Source organism: Candidatus Sulfotelmatobacter sp. (assembly GCA_036500765.1).
Taxonomy (GTDB): Bacteria; Acidobacteriota; Terriglobia; order Terriglobales; family Acidobacteriaceae; genus Sulfotelmatobacter.
Genome location: DASYBM010000004.1, coordinates 785,212 through 811,294, shown reverse-complemented (window position 1 = coordinate 811,294; position 26,083 = coordinate 785,212). Strand labels below are relative to the sequence as shown.

Here is a 26,083-nt window from a genome sequence, read left to right as displayed (position 1 = left end):
GCAAACCGCTACTTCGCGCCCGCGCCCTCAAAGTGTGCTTCAATTTCTTCCAGCGTTTTGCCTTTTGTCTCCGGCAAGAACCAGATTGCGGTGACAAAATAAATTACCGTGCAAGCCGCGAACCCGAAGAACATGGTCGAGTAACCGTACTTGCCGACTGTAGGTAGAAAGATGGCTGCAATCGTCGTCGATACGGCCTGATTCAGCACCAGCGCAATGCTCATCCCATTCGAACGGATGCGGGTGGGCATCAGTTCGGAGAGCGCCAGCCACACGCACACGCCGGGACCAATCGCGAAGAATGCCATAAAAACGAAAAGAGTGATGGCTACCATCCAGCCATTGCGCGGCTCGGGCACCGGCGTGATCAGCGCATTGTCAATCCGGAGTGGCGCCGAACGCGCGGCATCGAGATCGCCGAACGGAGTAGAGAAAAACGCGACCACCTTATTCGTTGGCACACAACTTTCGCGAGTGATTTCGATCGGCTTCGCCGCGGGATCGTCGGAGCGCACCACCTGGCTGGCGGCCCGAAAATCTCCGTAGGAATAAATCACGACCAGCGATGTCGGACGATCGCTTGCGGGACCGAGCGAGGCCGAGGTCGCGTTCAACAACTTCGCGGCGACCTCATGGTCGTACAAAAGCGTGAGTCGCTGGTCGGGAGCAACCATGGATTGAACGGTGCTCTTGATATCCACACGGTGCAACTCGGTCCGGAGGAAAAGCACTCCCGTGCAAATCAGCGAGACGATAATTCCAGCGGTGCCGATGCCCAGGAGAAATTTGCGACCTTTGCGATCCACCAGGACGACGCCGCCGAAAGTCACGGCGAAGTTGATGATCGTGAATACGACATATCCCCAGTGCGCGGCAATGTCGGAAAGCCCGCTCTGCAAAAGAATATTCGTGTTGTAGGCGATGATCGAGTTGATCCCAGTCGCCTGATTGCAGGCGAGGATGATGCAGGCGAGCACGAACGGGATCACGTACTTCCGTCGCAACAGCGATTCGTTGGCCTTGGCGCCGCCTGCGGTTTTCACCAGCTCGGTGGCACTGACGTCGAGCATTTCCTTAAGTTCGAGATCGGCCTGCGCCGTCGATCGCGAGCGCATCAGAGCGCTATAGGCCGCATCTTTTTTGCCCCGCCGCAAAAGCCAGCGCGGCGACTCTGCCACCATGAAGCTGCCGATCACGAACAGAATTCCCGGCGGCAATGACACCCAGAAAATTCCCCGCCACGCCGTACTCTTGAATGCCAGCAGTCGAGCTGCATCGCCCAGCTTGGCCACCTGATCAACGCGGAAGCTAAAGTACGCGCCCACCAGCGCGGCGATCACAATACCGAGAGTCAGCAACCACTGAAAGATCCCCGTCCCCTTGCCGCGGTTGGCTGCCGTCAGGCACTCGGCAAGATAGAGAGGAACCACCACGCCGATTAAGCCCGCGCTCACACCCTGCAACAGACGGCCAAAGACCAACGGTCCATAGCCGTGGGAGAGGGCAATCATCGGAATGCTGATCACAAACATGAGCCCGCTGAGCGCCATCAGCGATTTGCGACCCATCCAGTCGGCGAGCAGGCCCGCGAAAAGGGTTGAGATCACGCTCCCGAGAAGCACGGCAGCCACAACGAAGGAAAGCTGCTGTCCGGTAAAGCCCGACGTCGCCTGCAAGTACGGCAGCGCGCCCGCAATAATGCCGACGTCCACTCCGTAAAGCAGGCCACCCAGGCCGGCCACGATCAGAAGAAAACGGTTGTAGAAAATCTTTTTGTCGTCGAGCACGAGCGTGCTGGTCGCGATCTCAGCGGTCATAGGGTCATGTTCACCGGGCTGCAAAAATGCAGATGAATTGTAGCTTAGGAGACATGCCGTGCCCGGTTTTTTGAAGAAAGCCCCGGATTATCGAAGGCAGCACGTCGGAGAGTGATCTTGGGCCGAGAAGGTTCGTATCAGGGCATCCCTTGAAGCGATGCCGTAATCGGCGCGAAATGAATTTGGCCTTCACGCCCAGGCTTTTGCGGTCTCAAGTCCATCAACGCCACGTGCTTGACCGTCAGCTACAATACCAAAGCCGCGCGGGATGCCGGTTCCGCGTATGGAAAAAAGCCGGATGAGATACGGATTCATCATCGATAACCGCAAGTGCATCGGCTGCCACGCCTGCACGGTGGCGTGCAAGACGGAAAACCATGTTCCGCTCACCGTGAATCGTACATGGGTGAAGTACGTGGAGAAGGGAACTTATCCCAACACCCGGCGCGTATTTCAAGTGACGCGCTGCAATCACTGTGAAAACCCTCCGTGTGTAACTATCTGCCCAGTGACGGCGATGTACCAGCGCAAGGACGGCATCGTCGATTTCAGCTCCGAGCGCTGCATCGGATGCAAGGCTTGCATGCAGGCGTGCCCATACGATTCCATTTATATCGATCCCGACGAGGGCACGGCGGCGAAGTGTCACTTCTGCGCCCATCGCACCGAAGTCGGCCTGGAGCCCTCCTGCGTCGTGGTTTGTCCCGAGCACGCGATTATCGCCGGAGACCTCGACGCCTGCGATGGCGAGATCGCGCAACTCCTGGCACGGGAGCCGGTGCGCGTCCGTAAACCGGAGCAGGGAACACGTCCGAAGCTTTATTACATCGACGGAGACGAGAGCGCGATCGTGCCCACTGCGGCGCGGCATGAGTCGATCTACATGTGGGCGCAACGCAATGAGAGCGTACACGGCGGGGGGGCGTTGTACCCCCCAGATAGTCCGCTGCTACAGAAAAATGCGCTCGCGGCGTATGACGTGTCGCATGCGCGCCCCTGGGGCTGGCAGGTTCCGGCTTATTGTTGGACCAAGGCGATCGGCTCGGGCGCTCTGGCGATTCCGGCGATCGCCATGCTGTTCGGGCGGTTGGGACTGGACCGACTGCGGGACATAACACTTTCGACAATCGCGTTAATCTTTACGGCGCTGACGACGGTGCTGCTGGTTTGGGATCTCGAACATAAAGCGCGCTTCCTGCGAGTCGTGTTCACTCCGCAGAGCAAATCCTGGCTGGCGCGGGGGGCGTTCATTCTGATTGGTTACAGCGGGCTGGCCGGACTGTTCTGGTTGGCCTCGCTGCTGGGATTCTCCCTTGTAGCCTCGTTTCTGTTGTGGCCGACGGTGCTCGCTGGGTTTGCAGCCGCGGTATACACCGCGTTTTTGTTTGGCCAATGTGAAGGCCGCGACTTGTGGCAGACTCCGCTGCTGCCGGTGCATTTAGTCGTGCAGGCGCTAATGTGCGGAGCGGCCGTTCTGCCGCTGCTGCCCTCGCAAGCAGGAGGATCGCCTCAGCTTCTCGAGGTCGCAAAAGTCGCGCTCGGGTTCGCTTTGATTCTGCATCTGCTGATTGTGGCGGCGGAGTTCATGATGCCGCACGCGACAGACAATGCTTCTTACGCGGCGCGACTCATCACCCACGGTCCGTTCGCGAAGTGGTTCTGGGGCGGGACGGTTATAGTTGGCGGGTTTTTGCCTCTGTCCATTCTGTGGGCTCCGTTCGATTTTCATAACGTCGCCGTAGCCGGAGCATTGGCGCTGCTCGGCTTGCTGATCTTTGAATGGTGTTTCGTGATGGCAGGGCAGAGCGTGCCAAATAGCTAGGGCGCTTAAGAAAACGTGTAGCGACGGGCGCGCTCGCCCGTCCGCCCAGCGCAGCGAGGTTCTTGAGTCGCTCACCTTGGTTCCTCAGGTTGTCGGGAGATTTTTGAAATGAGTAACGAGTTCAAACGCGACGGCAGCCATCTGGCGTACTGTCCGCCGGTGGAGAAGTGGGATGACTGGGTTGAACTCGACCCCGAGGCTTGGCCGCGGCGCATCGAACGCCACTACGATCTCGTCCCCACGATTTGTTTCAACTGTGAATCCGCCTGCGGTCTTCTGGCATACGTCGATAAGAAAACCGGCAAGGTCGAGAAGTTCGAAGGCAACCCTATGCATCCGGCGAGCCGCGGGCGGCTTTGCGCCAAAGGACCGGCGACCATTAATCAGATTCACGATCCCGATCGCGTGCTCTATCCCATGAAGCGCAGCGGCGCACGCGGAGCAGGGAAGTGGACGCGCACTTCGTGGGATGAAGTACTAGAAACGTTTGGCACTCGCATTCGCAAGGCAATTCTCGAGGGCCGCGGCGAAGAGGTGATGTACCACGTCGGGCGTCCGGGACACGATTTCATCATGGAGCGCACATTGCAGGCCTGGGGCATCGACGGCCATAACTCGCACACGAATGTATGTTCATCCTCGGCGCGACTCGGCTATCTGCTGTGGCATTACGCCGACCGGCCCTCGCCCGACCATGCCAATGCGCGCTTCATTCTCTTGCTGTCGGCGCACCTCGAGTCGGGGCACTATTTTAATCCGCATGCGCAGCGCATCATCGACGGCAAAATGGCGGGGGCGAAGCTGGCCGTGATGGATCCCCGGCTCTCGAATACCGCGAGCATGGCTGACTACTGGATGCCGACTTATCCCGGAACCGAAGCCGCGGTCTTGCTGGCGATGGCCAAGATAATTCTTGACGAGAACCGCTTCGACGTTAAATTCGTTAAAAACTGGACCAACTGGGAAGAACTGGAGGTCGACGGCTTCAAAGCCCAAGGCCAGAGTTTTGAGGCGCTGATTGAAGCCCTGAAAAAACATTACGCCAAGTTCACGCCGCAGTTTGCCGAGAAAGAAAGCGGAGTCAAGGCCGATGTCATCGTAAAGACCGCGCGCGAGATCGCCACGGCGGGAAGCCGTTTCGCGTCGCATCTGTGGCGCGGAAGCGCCTCCGGCAATCTCGGCGGATGGCAGCCAGCGCGCGCCTTGATGCTCCTGCACGTTCTTACCGGTTCGGTGGGTACCGAAGGCGGACACAATCTAAATGCGTGGAACAAATTCGTTCCGAAGACTTTCAAAGTGCCGCCGCCACAGAAGCGCTGGAATGAATTGCTCTATCCCCAGGAGTGGCCGCTGTGCACGCATGAAATGTCATTTTTGTTGCCGCATTTTCTAAAAGAAGGACGTGGGCGCATTGAGGCGTATTTCACGCGCGTATTCAATCCAGTTTGGACTTATCCCGACGGCTTCTCGTGGATCGAGATGCTGCGCGACGAAGAAAAACTTGGCCTGCATGCCGCTCTGACGCCCACTTGGAGCGAGACCGCGTGGTTCGCTGATTACGTCCTGCCCATGGGATTCAGCTCGGAGCGTCATGACCTGATGAGTCAGGAGTCCTATGCTGGAAAATGGATCGGCTTCCGGCAGCCTGTGAATCGCGTGCTGCGTGAGCGCGCCGGTGAGAAATTCGACTACACCTATCAGGCGAATCCCGGCGAGGTCTGGGAAGAAGACGAGTTCTGGATCAACCTCTCATGGGCCATCGACCCCGACGGTTCGATGGGCATCCGGCAATATTTCGAATCGCCGTACCGGCCTGGGCAGAAGCTTACGGTCGACGATTATTACGGCTGGATTTTTGAAAACTCGGTGCCCGGCCTGCCTGAGACCGCGGCGAAAGAGGGACTCACGCCGTTGCAGTACATGCGCAAGTACGGCGCATTCGAAATCACGCGCGATGTTTACAAACAGAACGAAAAGCCGGTAGCGGCGGCTGATCTGGCGGACTCAAAGATCGAGCCGAACGGAGTAGTTACGAAGGCTGGCAAGGCCGTCGGCGTGATGGTGGAGGACAAGCCGGTCGTCGGTTACAACACGCCTTCGCGCAAGCTCGAACTATTTTCCAAGACCATGGCCGACTGGAAGTGGCCGGAGTTCACGCTGCCCGAATACTATCGCAGCCACATTCATCGCTCGGCGCAAGCGGCGTCGATGGGTCAGACTGAGCCAGGCGAGCCCGGAGAAGATTTCGATCCGAAGTATATGCCCAAGGTCGAGTGGCCAAAAGACGCGCAGGGCGAGATTTTTACGCTACTGCCGATTTTTCGATTGCCGAATTTGATTCATACGCGATCGGGCAATGCCAAGTTTCTATATGAAATTTCGCACAAGAATCCGCTCTGGGTGAATCCGGTGGACGCGAAGAAACTTGCCGGCATCCGCACCGGCGACTTGATGAAAGTTCACACCGAGATTGGTTTCTTCGTTCTGCATGCATGGGTGACCGAAGGGCTGGCTCCCGGTGTGGTCGCCTGTTCGCATCACCTCGGCCGGTGGCGAATAAATAAAGACGATCAGGTCGAACGTATGTCGAGCGCATGGGTCGATCTGAAAGAAGTCGGCAAAGGCCAGTGGAAGATGCGACAACTAGAAAACGTTTCCCCGTGGGAGAGCGCCGACCCGGAGACCAAGCGCGTGTGGTGGAGCGATGCCGGGGTGCATCAGGATATTACCTTCCCCGTTCATCCCGACCCGATCAGCGGAATGCACTGTTGGCATCAGATGGTGCGCGTGGAGAAGGCGGACGCGGACGATCGCTATGGTGACATATTTGTCGATACAAATTTGTCGTTCGCCGTGTATCAAAGATGGAAGGCACTGGCGCGTTCTGCGCCCGGCCCGGGCGGTTTACGGCGCCCGTTGTGGATTCCGCGTGTAGTCCGGCCCGAAGAAGCCGCGTACTACATCAAGAAATAACCGGCGCTAAAACCTCACGCTCTTCTCAATCGGAAGCGTAAAAGAGAAAACCGATCCATGCCCCAACTGGCTGACCAGGCCGATCGTGCCGCCGTGGGCTTCTACGATCACCTTTGCGATCGCCAGTCCCATGCCTGTCCCCGGAGCGGTGTAGCGCTGGTGCTGTCCGCGATAAAATTTCTCAAAAATCAGCGACTGCTCGAAGGAGTCGATACCAGGTCCACGGTCAGCCACGCTGATCACCAGTTTGTCATCCTTTACTTCGCTGGTGATGTTGATCGCTACTCCGGGATCGGAATACTTCCCCGCATTCTCCAGCAAATGCTTCAGGACTTCGCGGATACGCTGCACATCCATGCGAACCGTGGGTAGGTCCGGCGCCATTACGATTTCTATTGGATGATTTTCAAGCGATGCCCTAGCGTCCTCCAATGCGGGCGTTAGCGCGTCCTTGATCGAATGCGGCTGCAAGTCAAGTTTGAACATGCCCGAGTCAAGTTGCGCCATCTCAGCGGCCTCGCCCACCAGGCGGTTTAAGCGGTCGGTCTCCTCGTCGATGACAGTCAGTAGTTCGCGTCGACCGGGTTCGTCGAGAGTCGCGCCCGACAATAAAGTCGTGACGCTGGCCTTGATCGACGTCAGCGGAGTGCGGAACTCGTGCGTCACGGAATCGAGCAACGCGCTTCGCAGCCGCTCATGTTCCTGCTCGGCGCGGTTCTTGCTCAAGGCTTCAAGAGCGCGGGCGCGTTCAATCGCGAGCCCTGCAAGACTTCCCAGGGCGTCGAGCGTTGCTCCCGAAAGTTCCGCACCCCCGACCCCCAGGGCCCCCACCGTGCGCATTCCCAGGCGCAGAGGAACATACGAAATGCCACCCTGCGTGATCGGCTCCCCGCGCAACAGCGTTGACCGCAGTACGCTCTCTTCGAATTTGGCATCGAGCGAAGAACGATACACGGTCGGCTGGTCCGCCGCCATCACCACCGCGCTGCCCACTGAAAATGTTTCCTGCACGTACTGAGGTAAGGCATTCAGGAGTTCGAGGACATTGTCCGAAGCCAGCAAGCGCTGGCTGAGACCAAACAGGCGCTCGACTTCGCGGCGCCGCCGCTTGGCTCCCTCGGCCTCGCGACGGGCGCGCTCCGCCAGATTGCTCGCCACGAGAGCGGTCACGAGGAAGGCGAATAGGGCTACCCAATTCTGTGGGTCGGCAATGCTAAACGTTCCAACCGGAGGCAGAAAGAAAAAATTGAAAGCGGATGCCGCGCCTACCGCCATCACCACTGCGTAGCGCAAGCCCCAGTAAGCTGAGGTGAGCAGAACCGTCACCAGGAACATCAGTGCGACGGTCGTGTGATTGACGTGCAGCCGGAAATCGACCGCGGTAATCACGCCAATCGCCGCCGCCACGCACACGTAACGCACAGCTTGCGTCTTAGCAGCGGTTTTCACCTCCCGCATTGTACGATGGATCTGCAATAGCAACGCGCGATCGCGCCGCAGATGACAATTTCAGCGCCGCGCAAGACAATGGCTGCGATGACCAAAACGCCCGAGGAGTGGCTCGATGAAGTTTCGACGGAAAAGCCGCGCGGAATCTTCAAGCTGTTTCTCGGTTACGCGCCGGGCGTGGGCAAGACTTACGCGATGTTGAGCGAGGCCATCCGGCGCGCCAGTCGCGGCGAAGACGTGGCTGTCGGCGTGGTCGAGAGCCATGGCCGCAAAGCAACTGCTGAATTAGCCGGGAAACTCGATCGCATCCCCCCTCGTAAACTAGGATACAAGGGCACGACCTTTGACGAAATGGACGTTGACGCGATCCTCGCGCGCAACCCTTCCGTGGTGGTGGTCGACGAGTTGGCGCACACCAACATTGAAGGCAGCAAGCATGCGAAGCGCTACGAAGACGTGATGGAGCTGTTGGAAGCCAAGATCGACGTGCTCTCTACCATGAACGTGCAGCATGTCGAGAGTATTGGACCGACCGTACAGCAGATCACAGGAGTCCAAGTGCGGGAAACAGTTCCGGATTGGGTGATGCAGCGGGTGGATGAAATCGTTCTGGCCGACTTGACACCGCAAGCGCTTCAGAAGCGAATGGAGCGCGGCGATATCTATCCCGTTGACCGCGCCCAGCGCGCGTTGTCGCATTTTTTCCGGCCCGGAAACCTGATCGCACTGAGGGAACTTGCTCTGCGCCAGGTGACGGGCGTAGTGGACCGCAGCCTCGATGCCTTCCTGGACAAGGATGGGACGCAACCGGCGCACACCGTGCGCGAGCGCATTGGGGTTTGCGTCAGTTCTAATCCAGCCGCTCAATACCTAATCGCCCGCGGATCGCGCATGGCGCGAGCCATGGATGGCGAGTTCTATGTTTTTTATATCGACGTCGGCCGCGATGCGCGGCCCGAAGATCAGAAGACGCTGGCGGAGAATATCCGGTTTGCCGAGAATCTCGGCGCGAAAGTGGTCCGCGGCGCGGGTCGAAGTATCGCCAACGGAGTCGCGCAACTGGTGCGCGAGAACCACATTACGCAGGTGATCTTCGGCCGCTCGGCCCGTACGGGTTGGCAGCGATATTTATATCTATCAGCTATTCAGCGCTTCCTGCGGGATGCGCCTTCGGTCGACGTCCATATTGTCACCCAGGAGGCGCGCTGATGAGTTCATTGACGAACGAACGCCCACACATTCTGGTGGTCGATGACGAAGCGCAGATCACCCGCGTTCTGCGCACCAGTCTTTCGGCTCAGGGATACGACATCCGCATCGCCAACAGCGGCGAAATGGCGCTGGAAATCATGAAGGACTGGCCGCCCAGCCTGATTATCACCGATCTGTCGATGCCTGCCATCGACGGTGTGCAGCTTTGCCGGACGGTTCGCGCGGTTTCGCAGGTCCCGATTGTCGTGTTATCGGTTCGCGACAAGGAGCAACAGAAGGTCGAAGCGCTCGACGCCGGCGCTGACGATTATGTTACCAAGCCGTTTGGAATGAACGAACTGCTGGCGCGCGTTCGCGCGAATCTGCGTCGCGTTCCTACAGAAAGCGAACCGGATGACGGGGTTATCGAGATTGGCGATTTCCGGATCGATCCGGGAGCTCACAAGGTCCTGGTTCGGGGCAGCGAAGTGCGCCTCACTCCGAAAGAGTTCGATCTCCTGATTTTTCTGGCGCGCCGTCCGGGCAAGGTCGTGAACCACCGTACTTTGCTTGGAGCTATTTGGGGTGGGCAGAGTACCGAGCAGGTGGAATATCTGCGCGTGTTCGTAGGCCAGTTGCGCAAGAAGTTGGAACCCGACGCATCCTCGCCGCGCTATATCGTTACGGAGCCCTGGGTAGGTTATCGCTTCGAGCCAGGAGAGTGACTGCGGCGCCCTTCCGCAACGCTGCCCAGCCTATTCGATCACGACAACCCACATCGATCCGCGCCCGTCGCAAAAATGACAGCGATCTTCGCCCAAGTGTCCGCTGGCGTGACACTCAAAACACGAGACCGCGATTTGCAGCCGAGGCGGCGGATCTTTCCTGAGTTTCTCGGGGCGATTAATCACTTCGGCGCCATGATGGGTTACCAGCCAGATCTTGAGCGTGTGCTCGGCGATTTCCCTGTCGGTGGCGTTAAGCCGGCCACAGTAGTTCTCCCACCACTCCGGAAGGCAGTCATAACAGATCGTGTTGCCACGGCTCTCGAACAGAGTTGCGGGGTTAGCGCTGCGAAAGAACTTCCCGCACGAATGGCAAGGCTTTATTCCTAACAGGCTCACCCCGGCGGTGAGCCGGTCCAAGTCGCGTTGCAGGTTTGCCAGTCGATCTTCTGGTACTTGATTTTCTACCGATGGTTTCAATTCGTCGGGCATCGTGTTCCTGATGCAATCTTATCCCACAGCGCCTTATCGGGAGGTGCTCACGAATATTCTGCGAACCTACTTGTTCAATCACCGACAGCGTTCATTCTTCAATCGGTGAAGGGACAAAAAGATTGATGCCAGGCTGTTGTAAACTGGTTAGGAATGGGCCCCGTAGCTCAGATGGATAGAGCAGCGGTTTCCTAAACCGAAGGTCGGCAGTTCGACCCTGCCCGGGGCCACCATATCCTTCCGCCCCTTCTTCAGTTTATCTGCTGGCAGTTACGCTGTCTCAGATACCGTTCTAGACCAAATTCCTGGCAACAAGAAAAGCCGCCGGGTTTTACCCCGGCGGCTGAGTGAAACATTCCGATTACTGTCCTTTGCCAGTCAGCGTCATGCTTTGCGGACTGCCAATGCTGTTGTCGAACACCTTATAGCTAGCGTTCTCAGTGCCGACAATGCTGGGATCGAAATACACCGTGATGTTGCACGTGCCGCCCGGTTTAAGCGGGTTGCCGGAGTTGTTGCCACACGGTGCGCTGTCGCCATAGTTATCGCTGAAGTCCGCGCTTTGCGTGCCGGAGATTTCAGCGCCGGTGAAGAACACGTTGGTGGTCCCCACGTTGGTGATGGTTAGAGTTGACGAAACCTGGGTTCCACGCGTGACCGTTCCGAAGTTGATCGAGGTCGGCGTGAACTTAATGCCGGTCCCGTATCCCTGTAGGGCAACCGATTGCGGGCTGGTGACGTCGCTGTCGTTCACGTTGAGCGTGCCCTGAGCGAAACCAACCACTGTAGGCTTGAACTCAGCGTTGATCACGCACGTTCCGCTTGCCGCGATCACCAGACTGTTGGTGCAGGTGGTGCTGGTGGCGTTGACGAATGGTCCGGTCACGGTAATAGCAGGGTTGCTCAGCGTGATGGACGCTCCGGTGTTGTTGGTAAGCGTGATTTTGGTAGGCGCGCTCGTCACACCCACGGCCGTGGTGGCGAAAGTGACCGAGGTCACGCTGAGCGACACATTGCTGGTTCCCGTGCCACTCAATCCGATGAGTTGCGGCGTCGAAGGATCGCTGTCATTGATGACCACCGAACCTCGCTTCGCGCCCGTCGACTTCGGCCCGAAGGTTACGCTGATGCTGCAACTAGCGCCGCCCGCCAGCGTTTTTCCCGATGCCGGGCAGGTGTTCGCCGAGATGGTGTAATCCGTTGTATCGGTCAACGTGATAGCTCCCATCGTGATGGTGGCTGTGCCCGTGTTCTTAACCGTTACGGACTTGGCCGCGCTCGTGGTTTTGACCAGTTGGTTGCCAAAGGCCAGCGGAGCGCCCGTCAGCGATATCGAACTGCCCAGCCCCGTCAGGTTCACCGTATTCGTCTGGTTGAAGAAGCCGTTGGAGTTGACCGTGACGGCCCCGTTCAGACTTCCGGAGGCTGTCGGTACGAAGTACACGTACATTGTGCAAATCGTGCCATTTGCCATGCTCGACGGGCAATCGTCCGCCTCGCTGAAGTTGGCGCCGGTTGAAACGTTGCTGATGGTCACCGGCCCCAGAGCGCTCACGATCACGGTTTCCGGCGAACTGGTTTGCCCTACCGCAGTCAAACCAAACGACAAGCTGCCGGTGCTCGTACCCACAGCCGGGAAGGCCGTAATGCTGCGCACCCGAAGGTTGTTATAGTCCGAGACCAGAATGTCGCCCGCGGAATCTAGCGCAACTCCGGTCGGTTCGTACAACTCGGCGGCAGTGGCCGAGCCGCCGTCTCCGTTGTAACCCCCCGCGCCGGTACCAGCGATCGTGGTCATAATCCCGTTGGGGCTGACCCAGCGAACACGTTGGTTGTAGTCGCCGATGAACAGGTTGTCATTGGCGTCGACGGCCACGCCTTGGGGATAACCCACGCCATTGGCAATCGCCAGTCCGTCGCCGGTGAAACCGCAGTAGCCCGTTCCCGCGACGGTATTGATGACGCCGGTCGCCACTGTGATCTCGCGTACCCGGCAGTTATAGTAGTCGGCAATGAACACGTTACCGGCTGGATCGACGGCTACAGCCGTTGGGCCGTAAAGCAACGCGTTCGTCGCCGGACCGCCATCACCGGAGTAGCCGTTGATCCCGCCAATGCCGGCAATTGTGGTGATGGTTCCGGTCGTAGATACTTTCCGTACGACGTGTTCCTGGAAATCGGTGATGTAAACGTTGTTTTTGCTATCCGTAGCGACTCCGTACGGATAGTACAGTTCCGCGCTGGTGGCCGCGCCACCATCGCCGGTGTAGCCGCAACGCGGGCTGTTGCTGATCACCAGGCCGGCAAAAGTGCTGATCGTTCCCGCCGTATTCACCTTGCGAACCAGGCAGTTGTTGGTGTCGGCAATATAGACGTTGCCACTGCTGTCCTTAGCAACGCCGTAGTTGTAACTGAGTTCTGCGCTGGTGGCTGCTCCGCCATCCCCCGCATAGCCCGGGGCCCCGTCTCCAGCGAAGAAGTTGACCAATCCAGTGGAATGCACGTCCTCGCGCACCATGAAGTTATGGCTGTCATTGACATAGACATTGTTCGTGGAGTCATTCGCCAAGCCATAGGGATAGTTCAGAACCACGCCATCCGCAGGAGCGCCCGTAATCAGGGTCTCGGTGGTGGCACTGTGGTTGCCAGCAACCCGATTCAAGTTTCCGCCGACGGTGAAGCTGTCGACCGCGTAATTGTCATTATCCCCGATGTAGATAAGGCCTGCTGTGGTGGTGGCCACGCCTATTGGGTAATAGAGTTCGGCGCTGATCGCGGAACCACCTTCACCGCAGGTCCCGCTGCAAGCCGTGCCATTCCCGGCCACCGTGTTGATGTTGCCTCCAATCGTGAACTGGCGGATTCGCTGGTTATAGTAGTCGGAGAAAGTCACCGTCGTGCCGTTCACTGTAACTCCGTAGGCCTGGTTCATTTCTGCGCTGGTGGCTAAGCCTCCATCTCCGGAAAATCCGCAGGTATGGTTGCCGGCGACGGTGCTGATCTTTCCAGTGGACTTCGTGACCTCACGAATCACGCAATTGGCAGTGTCGGCAATGAACAGGTTCCCGGAACTGTCTGCCGCGACTCCTGACACTGTGTACAGTTCCGCACTGGTGGCCGATCCGCCGTCCCCGGTGTAGCCGCAGGTGTGGTTGCCGGCGTAAGTGGTAATCGTATTGGTCGAAAGAACCACTTTGCGCACGACGCAATTGTTGTAGTCGCCGATGTACAGATCGCCGGAGCTGTCCACTCCCACGCCTTGCGGATAATAGAGTTCCGCCGACGTTCCCTTGCCGCCGTCGCCCGAGTAACCGCAAAGGCCGGCCTGCCCAGCAATAGTCGTGATCGTATTCGCCGTGGTTACTTTGCGGATGACGCAATTGTATTGGTCAGCGATGTAGACGTTGTTGGAACTGTCGACAGCAACCGCGAAGGGGCGATCCAGGCTTGCATTTCCGGCGCCGCCTACGACTCCGTCGCCCGCGTAGCCCTGGGCTCCGCTGCCCGCCACAACACTGATGACTCCAGTGCTGGCCGTCACTTTGAAGACACGATTCTGATTGAAACTCGCGATGTAATAGTTGCCGCTGCTATCCACGGCAACGCCATATGGGTTGTAAAGATTGGCATCGAGGGCAGGAATGCCGTTAGGCCCACCGCCGATGGAAGTCGTGATGATATCTTGCGCCTGCCCGGGAATACTCACCAGTAGGGCGGCCAGGAAAGCAAACGAGAGGAAGCGACGCATGAATTTTCTCCTAAGAAATCGTTGTTGATGCTTCGTCAAGATCGGTCCGGCAACATCAGTTTCGGCAAAATCAGCCCATGAGAAATCGGTTCTGCTTATTGACCCGACTTTTGTACCAACGGGCGGCGGCTGACTTGCGCGCTCTTCTGCCAACTCTTTCCGGTGCTGTCCTGGAACAGGATGAGCAGATTCGGCTGGGCCGGAGGCGCCATCCATTCGTTAAATTCGCGCTTGCTCACGGAAAATTCCTGAGTCAAATCGATGAACTGCTGGCTCTTCCATACTTTTACCGGCCGGAAATTTCCCCGCAACGTCATCGCCGGAGACGAGTCCACCAAAGTGACGATTACACTCTTGGCGTCGGCATCGCTGTGGTTGAATAGCTTCACATGAAGCGTGACTTGAACGAGATCTCCCTGTTCCTGCACTCCGCTTACATCGAAGTATCCGGAAAATTCACGTCCGCTCCTGGTGCTAGCGGCAACTGTTGCCAGAGATAGGGCGGCGAGCAGGATCGCTACAAGCCATGCTCGCGAAGGGCGCGGTGACTGCATAGACTTCCTCCTTGATTCGGACGGGTTACGTTCCCACACCAATTCAGCCGCGCAGCGCGCGGCACTTCCTCGGCAGAGGAACACTTTTCTAAGTTGAGTTACGGGGCCGAAAAACTTATTGGAACTTGCGTTTGCTACACTGGAACGTACTTCCGACTGCTTTCTTTTAACTTCTCCGCACTACCTTTCGTCGTCGTCTTTGGGGGGCGACGCTCTAAAGGCACGCCAAACATACCACTCCAAGGCGCCGCAATTGTGGACCTATCGTAATGCCTTGTCAAGATGCAGAGTTTTTCATACTGCTGTTGGAAGGTGTTGGACGAACCAGCGGGTGCCCATTTCTCGCGTCTCTTGCGAGAAGTGGGGCTTCTCGCTGCAATCAACGCGTCGGCGGTCTAGTTGACGGGTCAAGACTCAACCTCCCGGCGAATCTCGCGACTCCTCCGCGTGATGACTCTCCAACGACAACTTCCGCAGCGACAGTCGCTCCCGGTGCGCGAGCAGCAGCCCCACCGGCACCACGGCCGCAAACGTCACCAGCCAGAGCAGAATGCCGCAACTTGCCGCCATCTCCGGAGGCACATCGAACACGCTTGAAAGGGTCGCAATCGTCGCCATCTGCGACCCTCCGCCCACCGCCGGCAGTTGCAGCATCGACCCCAGCATGCTGGCAAACATCAGAATCAAAAGCTGCGCGACCGGAATCTCCAACGCGTCGATCCCATACGAGTGGGTAACTTCCTTGTAGGCCAGGGCGATTACGTACCACATCCCGACCGATACCAGCGTCAGCCACAAGAGCGCGAGCGGGCCGTCAATCGTGTTCAATCCCGTGCCGAAATCGCGCACCTTTTGGCCCAATCTGTGTCCGAAGCCCGAAGAAAGATGGGAGAATCTTTGTTCCACCCACAAAGCCGCCTTTTCGCCATTTCGCCGAATCAAAACCGCCGCGACGGTTGTTGCGGTCACCAGCGCGGTCAGCAAAAACCCTGCCTCTTTGAAACGTGTGTAGTATTCGGGATGGGGGATGGATTGCAGCGCGCTGGGCAGAAAGATCGCCAGCATCATCAGGATCGTGAATGCTCCCAGATCAAAAATGCGCTCCACGCCCCACACCGCCAGTTGCGAGGAAAAGGGCAAATCTGTCCGCCTGGCAACCAGATAGGGACGAATAAATTCTCCCGCTCGCCCCAGCAAGGCGAGTCCCGTGAACCCCACTAGCGTCGGCGAAACCATGGAGAGAATCGTCGTCTTCGGCCGAACCGGCTTCAAGAAAATCTTCCAGCGCCACGCCCGCAAGCCGTAGCCGAGATAGATCAGCGCTATACCGTGCAGGACATGTATCTTCCGGATGCGGTGCGTCTGGCTCCAGAACGTCCCCCAGTCGAAGGTCCGCCAGTGTCGGTATTGCAGGTAAAGGAGAACGGCCAGTATGAGAAACACTACGACGCTGGCCAGAATTCGCTTCTTATCCATGAAGGGGGAACTATGCGCCGCAGCCCAGCAATGCGAGGGGAAACGGCACCACCCAAGGTAAATGACTGGAGTTAAGGGGTCAAACAAGGTTTACCAAGATGAAGCGGACACTCCTGTCCGCCGCCTTTTGATGTTGTCCTGAGCCTCTGTGGAGCGGGCACTCTAGCCGGCTGCTTTTGATGTTGCTTTTGACTTTGCTTTTGTTCTTGTTGCGTAGCCCCACTATTCACTAGGCGGCCCCGCGCCAGTCTTGGCCGAAGTCACCGCGCCGGAATTTTTCACTTTGCCCGACGCGACAGGAGAGCCAGTCGTCTTTACAGCCGCTTTCTTCGCGGCCAACGCCACCTTCCCCTGAGCCGCCTTCTTCTTATTGAAATCCCTGACCACCTTGGCGACATAAACCCGCGTCTCATAATACGGGGGCACTCCCCCGAACTGTTCCACTCTCTGGGGGCCCGCATTGTAAGCCGCCAACGCTTTCACGAGGTCGAAGTTGTAGCGCTCCAGCAACTCCCGCAGATATTTCGTTCCACCTTCAACATTCGCCTCTGGGTCGAATGCGTTCTGCACACCCATGTTCGATGCCGTCCCAGGCATCAACTGCATCAGCCCCTGTGCGCCCTTCGGCGATACGGCGCGTATGTTGAACCCGCTCTCCGCCTTGATCACACTGTTCACCAAGTCTGGATCAAGCCGGTACCGGCCGCTCGCCGAGTTCACCACTTCATCCAGATTCAGTACTGCGGTTCCAGTTTGTGGAGTCCGCGCAAAGGGTGAAGAAGACGTTGAAGCCGATCTTGAAGCCGATGTTAACCCGGAAGCGGGAAGCCGAGAGCCGGACGCCGTCCCTTCAGGCGCCCCTTCATAATGCTCAATCTCCACCGTAGGCACATCGACAAAACTAGATCCATCGGCGGTCACATACAGCCGCGTCACGTCTCCCACGATCTCCCGCCGCTCGTGCCGAATAGAAAACCCATTCCGCAGCACGGCAACCTCTCCGGCAAAGCAGGGGAGCCCCGCCATCGCGAATGCGACGACGAGGGCAAACCGTCGAAATAAAGTCAAAGCTTGCATTCGTATCGACCAACGACCGACGAGCGACGCCCGACGACTAACCCACGACCGCAGTCTCGCCCAACGCCAACTCCACAGCCGCCGCAATCCCGCACGCATCGTTCCCGCGGGTCACCGTCCACCCGCGGTTGCGCAACTCCTCGCAGGCATTCCCCATGATAACCGGATGCCCGGCAAACTCAAGCATCTCAATGTCATTGTGGTTGTCACCGACGGCCATGACCTCTTCGCGACCATAGCCGCGATGGGCCGCCCAGCGCTCCAGCGCGTGTCCCTTCGAACAACCCGCAGCCAGCACATCAATCATCGACAAATCGCGCTCAGGATACTCCGTTCGCAGCACCGTGACGCCACCCTCCATCCCGGTAGCCTGCAACGCCGCCAGCGCCTCGCTCATCCGCTCCATTGATCCACAAAACATCGCCTGCACCGGATCGCTTACCAGCGCGTCCTCAATGGGCACGATGAATTCGATGTATTCCATATTCTTTTCGAGCCACCGCCGAATGCTCAAGCCGAGTTGGTTCATGTGTTCGAGCACAATCGCGCCCTTGGTTTCTTTGTCAAAAGTAAGAACGGTATGCCCCCGGAATTCTTGCATCGCTCCGACCAGACGCCGACAGGTCGCAGCCGGCATCATCTCGCGATGAAACGTCTCCCCGCTGAGCGAACGCGTGACCGCGCCATTCGAACTGATCAGCCATAAATTGAACCCAAGTTTCTGCGCGATCGGCAGGGCAAACGTATGCCGACGTCCGGTCACCAGCACAATCTCAATGCCGGCCGCGTGCGCCCTCCGGAGCGCGGTAAGATCGCCGTCAGAAACCTGAAACTGTGGATTGAGCAGCGTGCCGTCGATATCGGTCGCCAGCAGCCGAATGGAAGGTCGAGAAAACTTCACCACTAATTTTAGCATTCAACGTCGCACACATAGCGGCGGACGCATTCGTCCGCCAGCGGTCAAGGCCCAATCCGCGATGCTCGGCCCGGGCGAATGCGCCCGGGGCCACGTGTTCTCTTTCCTCCGCCGTCTAGGCTGGTAGCCGTGAGAGCAGGGAACTCGCCTTGCGGAACCACGGCCGCTCGCGCCGCCGCAGATATCCGGGCATGGTTGGCTTCTTGTCGAGAATCTTTTGCGACCATTGGCGGGCTTCGGCGACGCGTCCTTGCGACTGGAGGAATAACGCGTAGTAGTAGTAAGTTTCCGAAATCGTCGAGATGCGCGTGGCCTCGCGAAACATGGCGTCTGCCTTTTCAGGCTGGTCAGTCTGCGCGTAGGCCCAAGCCAGCAGGCCCTTGCCGCGATGGAAGTCGTAATCCGGATCGGCCCTGATCGCCCGCTCCAGGTCCGGCACGGCGGCCGCGAAGTCCCCCAGTTCGATTTCCGCTACGCCGCGGCGGTAGAACGGATCGGCGTGGTCTGTCCGCGATGAAATCGCATTGTCATAGGCGGCGCGGGCGCGGATGTAGTTTCCGTCGTCGAGATATAACTGCCCTAGCTCTTCGTAATTTCCCGCCGAAGGATTATCGAGGATCGTTCGCTCCAGCTCCTGAATCCTCCTTCGCCGCGGAAAAACCTGAAACGACGATCGCAGCAACCCCGCGTCGGGAATCACTTCTACGACGATGTAAACCAGCGCCCCCACCCAGTGAAACAGGATGACCCATATCCAAAACCAATCCGGCCGCCGCCGAATGAAGTGGACAATGGCCACAACGCGCAACACGATGGCCCACCAAGAAAACGCAAAGAAGAGGAACGATCCCATGGGAAACCGCACTATAGCATGGGGAGCGCGGGGCCGATTTTGTGACGAGGCGAAAGGCGAGGTTCAGGAGTTCGATGATCTCAGGGTGATACCAAACGCAGAGGGCGAGCGTCCCTTCCTCCAACTACTGCCGGTGAGTTTCCTGGCTTCGGAAGGGAATCTCGGTAAGCGGGCCGAACTTTTTCTTTTCGGCGTACAGGCGCCAGCGGCGGAATACGATGCGCAGGCTGGCCATCACGGGAATCGAGAGATAAATGCCGAGGATGCCGGCGACTTCACCTCCGGCCATGACGCCGAAGATGGCGGCAAGGGGATGCAGTTCCATGCTTTCGCCCATGATGTGGGGGGAAGAGACGTAATCCTGCACCAGTCGCCAGGCGCCGAGAAAAATGATCAGGATGAGCCAGTGGGGGTAGCTGTTCAGCAGCGCCACGCCCACAATGATGAGGGCTCCCGCCAGCGGACCGACCACGGGAACGAACTCCAACACACCGCCGATCGTGCCCAGTACGAGAGCATAGGGAACGCGCATGATGCCAAGAAAGGCGGAGTACATGACCAGTGTGAGCGCGGCCAGGGTGAGTTGAGCGCGGATGAAATGCGCCAGCATGCGGTTGAGATCGTTCAGCACATTCTCCAGAAACTCGCGCTGCGGGCGGGAGCTGATGGTAGAGAGCAGGAAGTCGCTGAAAGAGCGGCCATCTCTCAGGAAGAAGATCGACAACAGCGGTACGACTAAGAACAGCCACGCCTGCTTGGCGACATCGGCTACACGCAATCCGACACGCTGCGCGATTTGCGTGATCTCATCCTTGTGGCTCACCAGGAACGATTGCACCATTTCGGTGCTTTTTTGATTCCAGCCGTGCTCTTTGCCGAGTTGCTCGGCGATTTGACCAGAACTCAGTTGGCCCAGCAGAGTGGGTAGTGATTGTCCCAAGTGTGCGCCTTCGCGTGTCACCTTCGGACCCACGACAACGAAAAACAGCACCACCAGGACGAGGAGCAAAGCGTAGAGCACGGCGATGGCCCGGTCACGCCCGCGCAGCACGGTCTCCAGGCGGCCGACCAGTGGACTCATCAGATAGGCGAAGAAGATCGCGAACAGGAAGGCGATGAGAGTGTCGCGAGCTACGTAGAGGAAGCCCAGCCCCAGCGCGAACAGCAGCACCGTGACAATGGCCCGCGCCGTACGTGAGTCAGTCAGCAGCAATAAATGTTCCAGGGCGATCTCGATTCCGCCGCCGGGCTGGCACCGCGCTAGTCCCGGTCTACTACGGTGTTATCGGCAGGGATCGCCACACGCATCAGCTTGAAATGATCATTCTCGTCTACCCACAGGGCCCAATCGAACTGATCGCCATGGAGGTTCAGGCGCAGCAGTTCGCGCTCAGCGCCGCGGATTGTGACTTTTCCTTTTCCCACGAGTTCGACGCGGACGCTCATCGAAGTGCGGTCCTGGGGCACAAGCGTACCGAAGTCTGCGGGTTCGCAATGGCGATGGCCGCTCTCGTCTTTGCAGGGGGCAATCGCGAGGTATTTCCAGGCCAACACTTCGCGTTGAATGAAAAAGTTATTGTCGAGGATGGGAGAGGTGCCGGGCAATAGGAATGCCTGCTCCGCAGGTTTGGCGGCAGCTGAAGTGAAAATCCGCTCCTTTAGAAAATCGTTCTCCGGAAAAACGGTTATGGAGCCTCCGGACGACTGGCTCCACTCATACCTGAGCAGTTCGCCGCTGGAGGTGATTTCCAGATCTGATTTCTGGCTCGAGGAATCTTCGGCGTCCATTCCTTTAAGTTGTGATTTGATAATGCTGCTGCCATTTTGTTGTTCGATTTTGAAACTCTCGGTGGCAACGCGCTTGCCGTTGACGAATATGCCGAACGAGCCGGAGTCGACGGTTTGATTGGCGGACGCCTTGACCTTATCCTTTTTATCTTTGTCTGCCTTGCCAATCGCGTGTGCAGAGGCGAAGGCAGTGAATGCCAATGTGATGATTGCGGCGCGCCGCACTGCATTGTCAAGCTTCACTCGACTTCTCCTTCTTCGGTGCGTAGCGCGATTGCTTTCAGGCCCAGCGTCTCCGCGATCTCGTCTACGATTGCGTCCACGGATCGATTCCCGGTTTGAACCTTCACCGAAGCCTTCATGTAGTCTTTGCGACGGGTCTCGTAGAGTTCTTGAAACTGCTCTAGACTTCGGAGCAACGGACGTTCAACTGCAAGTTCACTCGCCTGGGTGCAACAGCGCCGCCATAACTCCTCGACCGGGGCCACCAGAAAAACAGTGGGCACGCCTGAGGCCTTCAGCAGCGCGGCATTTTCTTTCTGCGCAAAGGCCCCGCCACCGAGGGCTACGATTCTCGCGCCGCCGCCATCTAGTTCCCGCAACGCCTGCTGGAGCGCGGCGTGTTCCGCTTGCCGGAACCCGGGCTCGCCGGAGCTCCGAAAAATCTCCGCCACGGTACGCCCTTCGCAGGTCTCGATGCGGTCGTCAAGATCCTCAAAGATCCAATTCAGCCGCTGCCCGAGGGCGCGGCCTATGCTGCTTTTCCCAGCCCCCATGAAGCCCACCAGGAAAACTGAATTCCCCGGAACCCTGGCCGGCAGCGCAATCGGCCGTTTCGGCTGAATACTCTTCCGTCGCTTCGCAGGCACGGTTTGGCCGAAACGCTTCTTCAAGAGTGAGCCGCTAGCTCCCAGAAGCCAGCCGCCGTGGTTTGGGCTAGAAGCTAGAAGCTGGTGTTTTATTTTCCGGTGCGTTTTCTGAGGTGGATTTTACCATTGAAGCTGCGCAACACCACGGTCGATGACACAGCGGCTCGACCGATGGTACCCCAGAAGGCACTTCCCTCTTTAATGACGAACCAGGTGTGGGCCTTGGGTTGGAGAGGAATGTCATCGTGGACCTCGCCGCGAACGGAGCGTGCGCTTACGTCGGCCGAGGTGGAATCCGGTACGGTGGCTTCGATATCGCCGCTGTGGCTGGTGAAGCGATAGTCGCCGCCGTCGCCGAAATCGCCAATGTAATTGATGTTGCCGCTGGTCGAAATCACCTGCACCAGGGGGCCGGTGACGCCATTGAGTGTGACCTCGCCACTCAAAGAGTCGATTTCGATGTGGCCGTCCTGCACGTTGGTAAGGGTAACCGGGCCGTTGAGGGTTTTCACGTGTACATGTCCGCCCACGATGTCGCGAATCTCGACGGTGGCGGCTGCGCCTTCCAGAGTCACATCCCCGTGAAGTCTTTCGGCGCGCAGCGGGCCGGTGGTGGAATGCAGCGTAATGCCGGCGTCGGCGGGTACCTGGATTTCGTAGTCCACACGTCCCGACTGGGCATCTGCGCCCGGCAGCAGGTGGGACCGGACATCCACGTGATTGCCGACCAGGTTGTTGTCGACCTCGACTTTATCGGAAGCGAGCGCAGCGCTGATCACTACCACATTGCCGGTCGAGGGCTTGACCGAGATCGAGCCATAAGGATTGTTGACCGAGACTCGGGCCATCGGCTGGACATTGAAGCGATAATCCTTATGAGTGGCAGCGGGGTTCGTCGGAGTGATGTGGGTCTGGGAAGCCAGCGATCCGGCCAGCATCGCGGCGACAGCTACAACTTCGATAATGCGCCCGCTCATAAGTCTCCCTCGAGTCGATCTGCGCACCGCCCAGAGTCGTGCCGGCCAGGTTCGCAGATCGCGAAGCCTGGGGTCACGGCAAAGACCGATCCATCGCCAGATCGAAAAGCATGGCCTTTTGCTGATATGCGTCCAACAGCGAGCGGCGAGCTTCGTCGTCGTTGGGATTGTCGGCTACGACGCTTTTGGCGTCGCGAATATACTCGTTCACGTGCCGGAGATTGTCGGTGTATTGTGCCTGGATGTCGGGCGATAGTTGAGCGACTTCCTGTAAAAGGTCGTCGTCGTTTAAGCCCGCAATCGCCAGATCGGAAACGGGCGCGACCATTGGCTGATCGTTCTTCAATTCATGTACGTTCAATTCGGGAATCGGGGAGTGCTGCCGAAGGTAGATGCCCACAGTGACCAGCAAAAGCGCGGCCACAGGAACCATCCATTGCGCCCATGTCCATCGGCTACCCAAGGAAGGCAGCAGAGAGCGATTTGACCGCGCAGGGCGAATCAGTCCCTCCTGCCGCAATGCGATTTCAATAGAATTCCACACTCGAGGGCTAGGATCCTGAGCGCCGCGTAGTTCGACAGCCGTCGCAGCAATCAGATATAACTCGGCGACCAGAGACGAGCAGTCCGGGCAAGTTTTCAGATGAGCCCGCTGGTCCGCACTACGCGCGTCTTCGCTCTCCGCCAGACTCGCTTGCAACTCAACGCAATTCATACTGCTCTCCCCAAGCCTTTTCGAACCAGCCTTTGGCTGAATAGTGTAACGCTGATTCCTATTCGCTTGTTACGCCTCTACCTAAGGATGCGGCTGTGTCCGGTCTGCGCCAGATCACTCTACTCGTGTAGCCTGTTTACGCGACTGACTTTCACTCTTCTGACTCGTCGAACTTTCATTCGCGAACTCTCATTCGCGAACTCTCGTCTCACCTTTCGTGTGGCTCAGGGGTCGCGGCCTTTTCTGCACGATTCATCCTGAGCAAATCCCGCAGCTTCATGCGTGCTTTATGGAGTTGCGACTTGCTGTTGCCGATCGAGCAACCCACGATCGTCGCGATCTCATTATGTTCGTAACCTTCAACGTCGTGCAGCACAAAAATCGTGCGGTAGCCGGGCGGGAGATCGTCGACTGCTTTTTGTAACTGCAGCCGGTCGATGGATCCGGCCAACGCCAGGTCTTCTGCCCCGAAATCCTTCTTCGGCGTATCGTCTTCGCCGCTTTGCGTGGTTTCTTCGAGCGAAACCACCGGCAAGCTCTTCTTGCGCAACTGCATCAGCACAACGTTGACCGAGAGCCGGTGCAGCCAGGTCGAAAACGCCGATTCGCCGCGAAACGTTCCAATCTTACGATAAAGCTGGAGGAACGCCTCCTGGGTCAAGTCTTCGGCTTCGGCTGTATTCGCCGTCATACGCAGACACAGAGAGTAAACGCGCCGCTTATGCTTGTCGTAAAGAGCCTGGAATGCCTCGGCATCCCCGTGCTTGGCCCTCTCGATGAGTTCGGCTTCGTTCGAGTCGTTGCCCTGTCGCTGCGCTTCTTTTGGGTCTCGGACGGTCAAGTTGCCTTTTCCGGCCGCACCTCGTCAGATGCGGCTAACTATCTTTACGTTGTATGGCTTGCGGGCCGTTACTGCGGACCTAAGGTAATGCCTGTATTCTGATTATTAGAGCATTTCTACCGAACTTGGGATTCCGTTCTCATGCGCTCTTGCGCCAGAAATCCTTTGTCTGCGCAGGCTTGGAGCTCCGGGCCCTTGCTAACTAGGAACCCTATTCCAAATTTAGAGTCGCATTCTTCATATTTCGGTAATTTCTTTGTCACTGGCTGACGAGCACTTTCGGCATCACGAGCACAAAAGAGTAGCAGAAGCCAGCGACTAGCTTCTAGCTCTTAAGCTACTGCCTTCTCGGGCGTCTTAAAGTGTGGTACCACGGGTGACATAAGCTGCCGGCGGCGGGGCAAAATCGTTTTCGCTTTCGTCCCTACTCCGCTCAGCATGACAACGGGTTTTTCTTAGCTTCCCACAAACTTCGCGTACAAACTTCGTGCTACAGCCGTGTCCGTGGTGCCTTTGATGATGGCGCGGCCGTCGGGGAAGAGAGTCATTTCATACGGGTCGTGCCAGAATTTCAGCACGAAATCGTTGTGCCGAACCTTGCCGTGAGGCGCAAGGCGCCGGTTCATTTCGGCGAAATCGATGGGGCGCTGGCGCTCATGAATTTGGACAGAATTTCTTCCGCAAAGGGTGATGTGAGGACGGCCTTCGCCGGCGAGATGAATCAGCTTGCGCTCTCCGCAGGCGCGACAACCAAGACGTGGCTTGGCGGCAGAGATTTCGGCGTGTTCATTGGTCCAAACATCGAACGACAGCAGCGTCTGCCGGAGATGGCTCAGAAGGGCGCAACGCTTCCATGCTGCGAGGGGCTCTTCGTGCAATTCGGTCTTAGTCTCAGGGCTGGGCGCGCTTACCAGCAGTTTGAGCGCCTCGGTCGCGGCAATCGAAGCCACCAGATTTACCGCCGAATTGAGGATTCCGGATGTCTCGCAAGTCTCGACCATGCCGCGGGGAGAATCCGGAAAGATGCAGGCCATGCATGCCGTTTGCCCAGGCAAGACATTTAAAGTTACGCCATAGCTGCCAACGGCCGCGGAGTAAATCCACGGAATCGACCGATCGATGGCAAAGTCGTTAATCAGGTAGCGAGTTTCGAAATTATCGGTGCCATCCAGAACTAGCGACATTTCTTCGAGCAATGCTTCAATATTTGCCGGAACCAAGTCTTCCACTTTGGGTTGAACCAGGATTTGAGAATTGAAGGCGGCAATCTGGCGGGCGGCGGCAATCGCCTTGGGCAGAGAGTCGGCCGCATCTTTCTCGCTGAATAGCGACTGGCGCTGCAAGTTACTGGGCTCGACATAATCCCGATCGATGACACGCAGAGTGCCGACTCCGGCCCGTGCCAGCAGTACGGCCAGAGCGGAGCCCGTAGCGCCACATCCTACGATCGCCACCCGTGCGGCTGCCAGTTTGCGCTGGCCTTGGGCCCCGATGCCGCGGAATAAAATCTGCCGTGAATAACGTTCGTCACGTTGTTCGACTTTGGAATCCGGCTGCGAATTCGCGATTGCTTGGGCGGGTTTGGGTTGCTGTGCCAAAGAGATCATCGGTCCGGGGCGGCGTACCCTTTATTATAGGTGCGCGACATAGCGCCGAACGATTTCAATGCCGGATTAGCCGGAAAGCTTGAGCTGAAGAACTGGTATCGCAGTTCGTACAACGACAGACGCGCCCATTCCATCGAAGTCATTGAGCGTCCAGGTCATGAGCGTCCAGGTCATGAGCATCGAGGTCATGAGC

21 protein-coding genes and 1 tRNA gene are annotated in these 26,083 nt (G+C 57.9%); 5 read left to right on the top strand and 17 right to left on the bottom strand.

The genetic code is table 11. The features are described from left to right. Positions 1-8 precede the first annotated feature (8 nt). Complete coding sequence (locus VGM18_06430) at positions 9-1,817, bottom strand: MFS transporter (protein HEY3972621.1); 1,809 nt, start codon at positions 1,815-1,817, stop codon at positions 9-11. Positions 1,818-2,115: 298 nt separating this feature from the next. Here VGM18_06430 and VGM18_06425 point away from each other — a divergent pair, with 298 nt between their 5' ends. Together VGM18_06425 and VGM18_06420 are read left to right on the top strand one after the other, a co-directional pair. Continuing rightward, complete coding sequence (locus VGM18_06425; GenBank protein HEY3972620.1) at positions 2,116-3,639, top strand: 4Fe-4S dicluster domain-containing protein; 1,524 nt, start codon at positions 2,116-2,118, stop codon at positions 3,637-3,639. 108 nt (positions 3,640-3,747) lie between these two features. Then, positions 3,748-6,612: a molybdopterin-dependent oxidoreductase gene (locus VGM18_06420; protein ID HEY3972619.1), complete on the top strand. Its 2,865-nt coding sequence runs from the start codon at positions 3,748-3,750 to the stop codon at positions 6,610-6,612. Positions 6,613-6,618: 6 nt separating this feature from the next. Here the strand turns inward: VGM18_06420 and VGM18_06415 are convergent, their stop codons facing one another. Beyond that, a complete protein-coding gene (locus VGM18_06415; protein HEY3972618.1) occupies positions 6,619-8,061 on the bottom strand; it encodes a DUF4118 domain-containing protein in 1,443 nt (480 codons plus the stop codon). 87 nt (positions 8,062-8,148) lie between these two features. On the opposite strand from VGM18_06415, the gene VGM18_06410 reads away from it, so the two are divergent. After that, positions 8,149-9,270: a histidine kinase gene (locus VGM18_06410; GenBank protein ID HEY3972617.1), complete on the top strand. Its 1,122-nt coding sequence runs from the start codon at positions 8,149-8,151 to the stop codon at positions 9,268-9,270. Beyond that, positions 9,270-9,977 (top strand): response regulator transcription factor, encoded by a 708-nt coding sequence (locus VGM18_06405; GenBank protein ID HEY3972616.1) that lies wholly within the window; start codon positions 9,270-9,272, stop codon positions 9,975-9,977. The genes VGM18_06410 and VGM18_06405 overlap by 1 nt, the downstream gene beginning before the upstream one ends. Positions 9,978-10,007: 30 nt before the next feature. Here VGM18_06405 and VGM18_06400 read toward each other — a convergent pair whose 3' ends face one another. Next, positions 10,008-10,469 (bottom strand): hypothetical protein, encoded by a 462-nt coding sequence (locus VGM18_06400; protein HEY3972615.1) that lies wholly within the window; start codon positions 10,467-10,469, stop codon positions 10,008-10,010. Between the two features lie 156 nt (positions 10,470-10,625). Here VGM18_06400 and VGM18_06395 point away from each other — a divergent pair. After that, positions 10,626-10,702 (top strand) — tRNA-Arg (locus VGM18_06395). Between the two features lie 128 nt (positions 10,703-10,830). Here VGM18_06395 and VGM18_06390 read toward each other — a convergent pair. The 14 genes from VGM18_06390 to VGM18_06325 form a co-directional block, all read right to left on the bottom strand. Further along, on the bottom strand, positions 10,831-14,217 hold the full coding sequence (locus tag VGM18_06390; protein HEY3972614.1) for a choice-of-anchor D domain-containing protein: 3,387 nt from the start codon (positions 14,215-14,217) through the stop codon (positions 10,831-10,833). A 95-nt stretch (positions 14,218-14,312) separates the two neighbouring features. Further along, positions 14,313-14,771: a hypothetical protein gene (locus VGM18_06385; GenBank protein HEY3972613.1), complete on the bottom strand. Its 459-nt coding sequence runs from the start codon at positions 14,769-14,771 to the stop codon at positions 14,313-14,315. 414 nt (positions 14,772-15,185) lie between these two features. Further along, the gene (locus VGM18_06380) at positions 15,186-16,247 is read right to left on the bottom strand and encodes a lysylphosphatidylglycerol synthase transmembrane domain-containing protein (GenBank protein HEY3972612.1); all 1,062 of its coding nucleotides are present in this window, start codon (positions 16,245-16,247) and stop codon (positions 15,186-15,188) included. A gap of 222 nt (positions 16,248-16,469) precedes the next feature. After that, a complete protein-coding gene (locus VGM18_06375) occupies positions 16,470-17,324 on the bottom strand; it encodes a lytic transglycosylase domain-containing protein (GenBank protein HEY3972611.1) in 855 nt (284 codons plus the stop codon). A gap of 37 nt (positions 17,325-17,361) precedes the next feature. Continuing rightward, entirely contained in the window at positions 17,362-18,240 is an 879-nt protein-coding gene (locus VGM18_06370) for a Cof-type HAD-IIB family hydrolase (GenBank protein HEY3972610.1), read from the bottom strand. A 115-nt stretch (positions 18,241-18,355) separates the two neighbouring features. After that, positions 18,356-19,093: a tetratricopeptide repeat protein gene (locus VGM18_06365; protein HEY3972609.1), complete on the bottom strand. Its 738-nt coding sequence runs from the start codon at positions 19,091-19,093 to the stop codon at positions 18,356-18,358. A 124-nt stretch (positions 19,094-19,217) separates the two neighbouring features. Continuing rightward, positions 19,218-20,306 (bottom strand): AI-2E family transporter, encoded by a 1,089-nt coding sequence (locus VGM18_06360; protein HEY3972608.1) that lies wholly within the window; start codon positions 20,304-20,306, stop codon positions 19,218-19,220. A 47-nt stretch (positions 20,307-20,353) separates the two neighbouring features. Further along, positions 20,354-21,124 carry a hypothetical protein gene (locus VGM18_06355; GenBank protein ID HEY3972607.1) on the bottom strand — a complete coding sequence of 257 codons (771 nt, stop codon included), beginning with the start codon at positions 21,122-21,124 and terminating at the stop codon, positions 20,354-20,356. Then, the gene (locus VGM18_06350) at positions 21,121-21,774 is read right to left on the bottom strand and encodes a shikimate kinase (protein HEY3972606.1); all 654 of its coding nucleotides are present in this window, start codon (positions 21,772-21,774) and stop codon (positions 21,121-21,123) included. The genes VGM18_06355 and VGM18_06350 overlap by 4 nt, the downstream gene beginning before the upstream one ends. Before the next feature lie 65 nt (positions 21,775-21,839). Further along, positions 21,840-22,727 (bottom strand): DUF4097 family beta strand repeat-containing protein, encoded by an 888-nt coding sequence (locus VGM18_06345; protein ID HEY3972605.1) that lies wholly within the window; start codon positions 22,725-22,727, stop codon positions 21,840-21,842. 73 nt (positions 22,728-22,800) lie between these two features. Next, entirely contained in the window at positions 22,801-23,442 is a 642-nt protein-coding gene (locus tag VGM18_06340) for a hypothetical protein (GenBank protein HEY3972604.1), read from the bottom strand. Positions 23,443-23,650: 208 nt separating this feature from the next. After that, the gene (locus tag VGM18_06335) at positions 23,651-24,283 is read right to left on the bottom strand and encodes a sigma-70 family RNA polymerase sigma factor (GenBank protein ID HEY3972603.1); all 633 of its coding nucleotides are present in this window, start codon (positions 24,281-24,283) and stop codon (positions 23,651-23,653) included. Positions 24,284-24,738: 455 nt separating this feature from the next. Next, positions 24,739-25,890, bottom strand: coding sequence for a ThiF family adenylyltransferase (locus VGM18_06330; GenBank protein ID HEY3972602.1), 1,152 nt, complete (start codon positions 25,888-25,890; stop codon positions 24,739-24,741). 66 nt (positions 25,891-25,956) lie between these two features. After that, entirely contained in the window at positions 25,957-26,079 is a 123-nt protein-coding gene (locus tag VGM18_06325; protein HEY3972601.1) for a hypothetical protein, read from the bottom strand. Positions 26,080-26,083 lie beyond the last annotated feature (4 nt).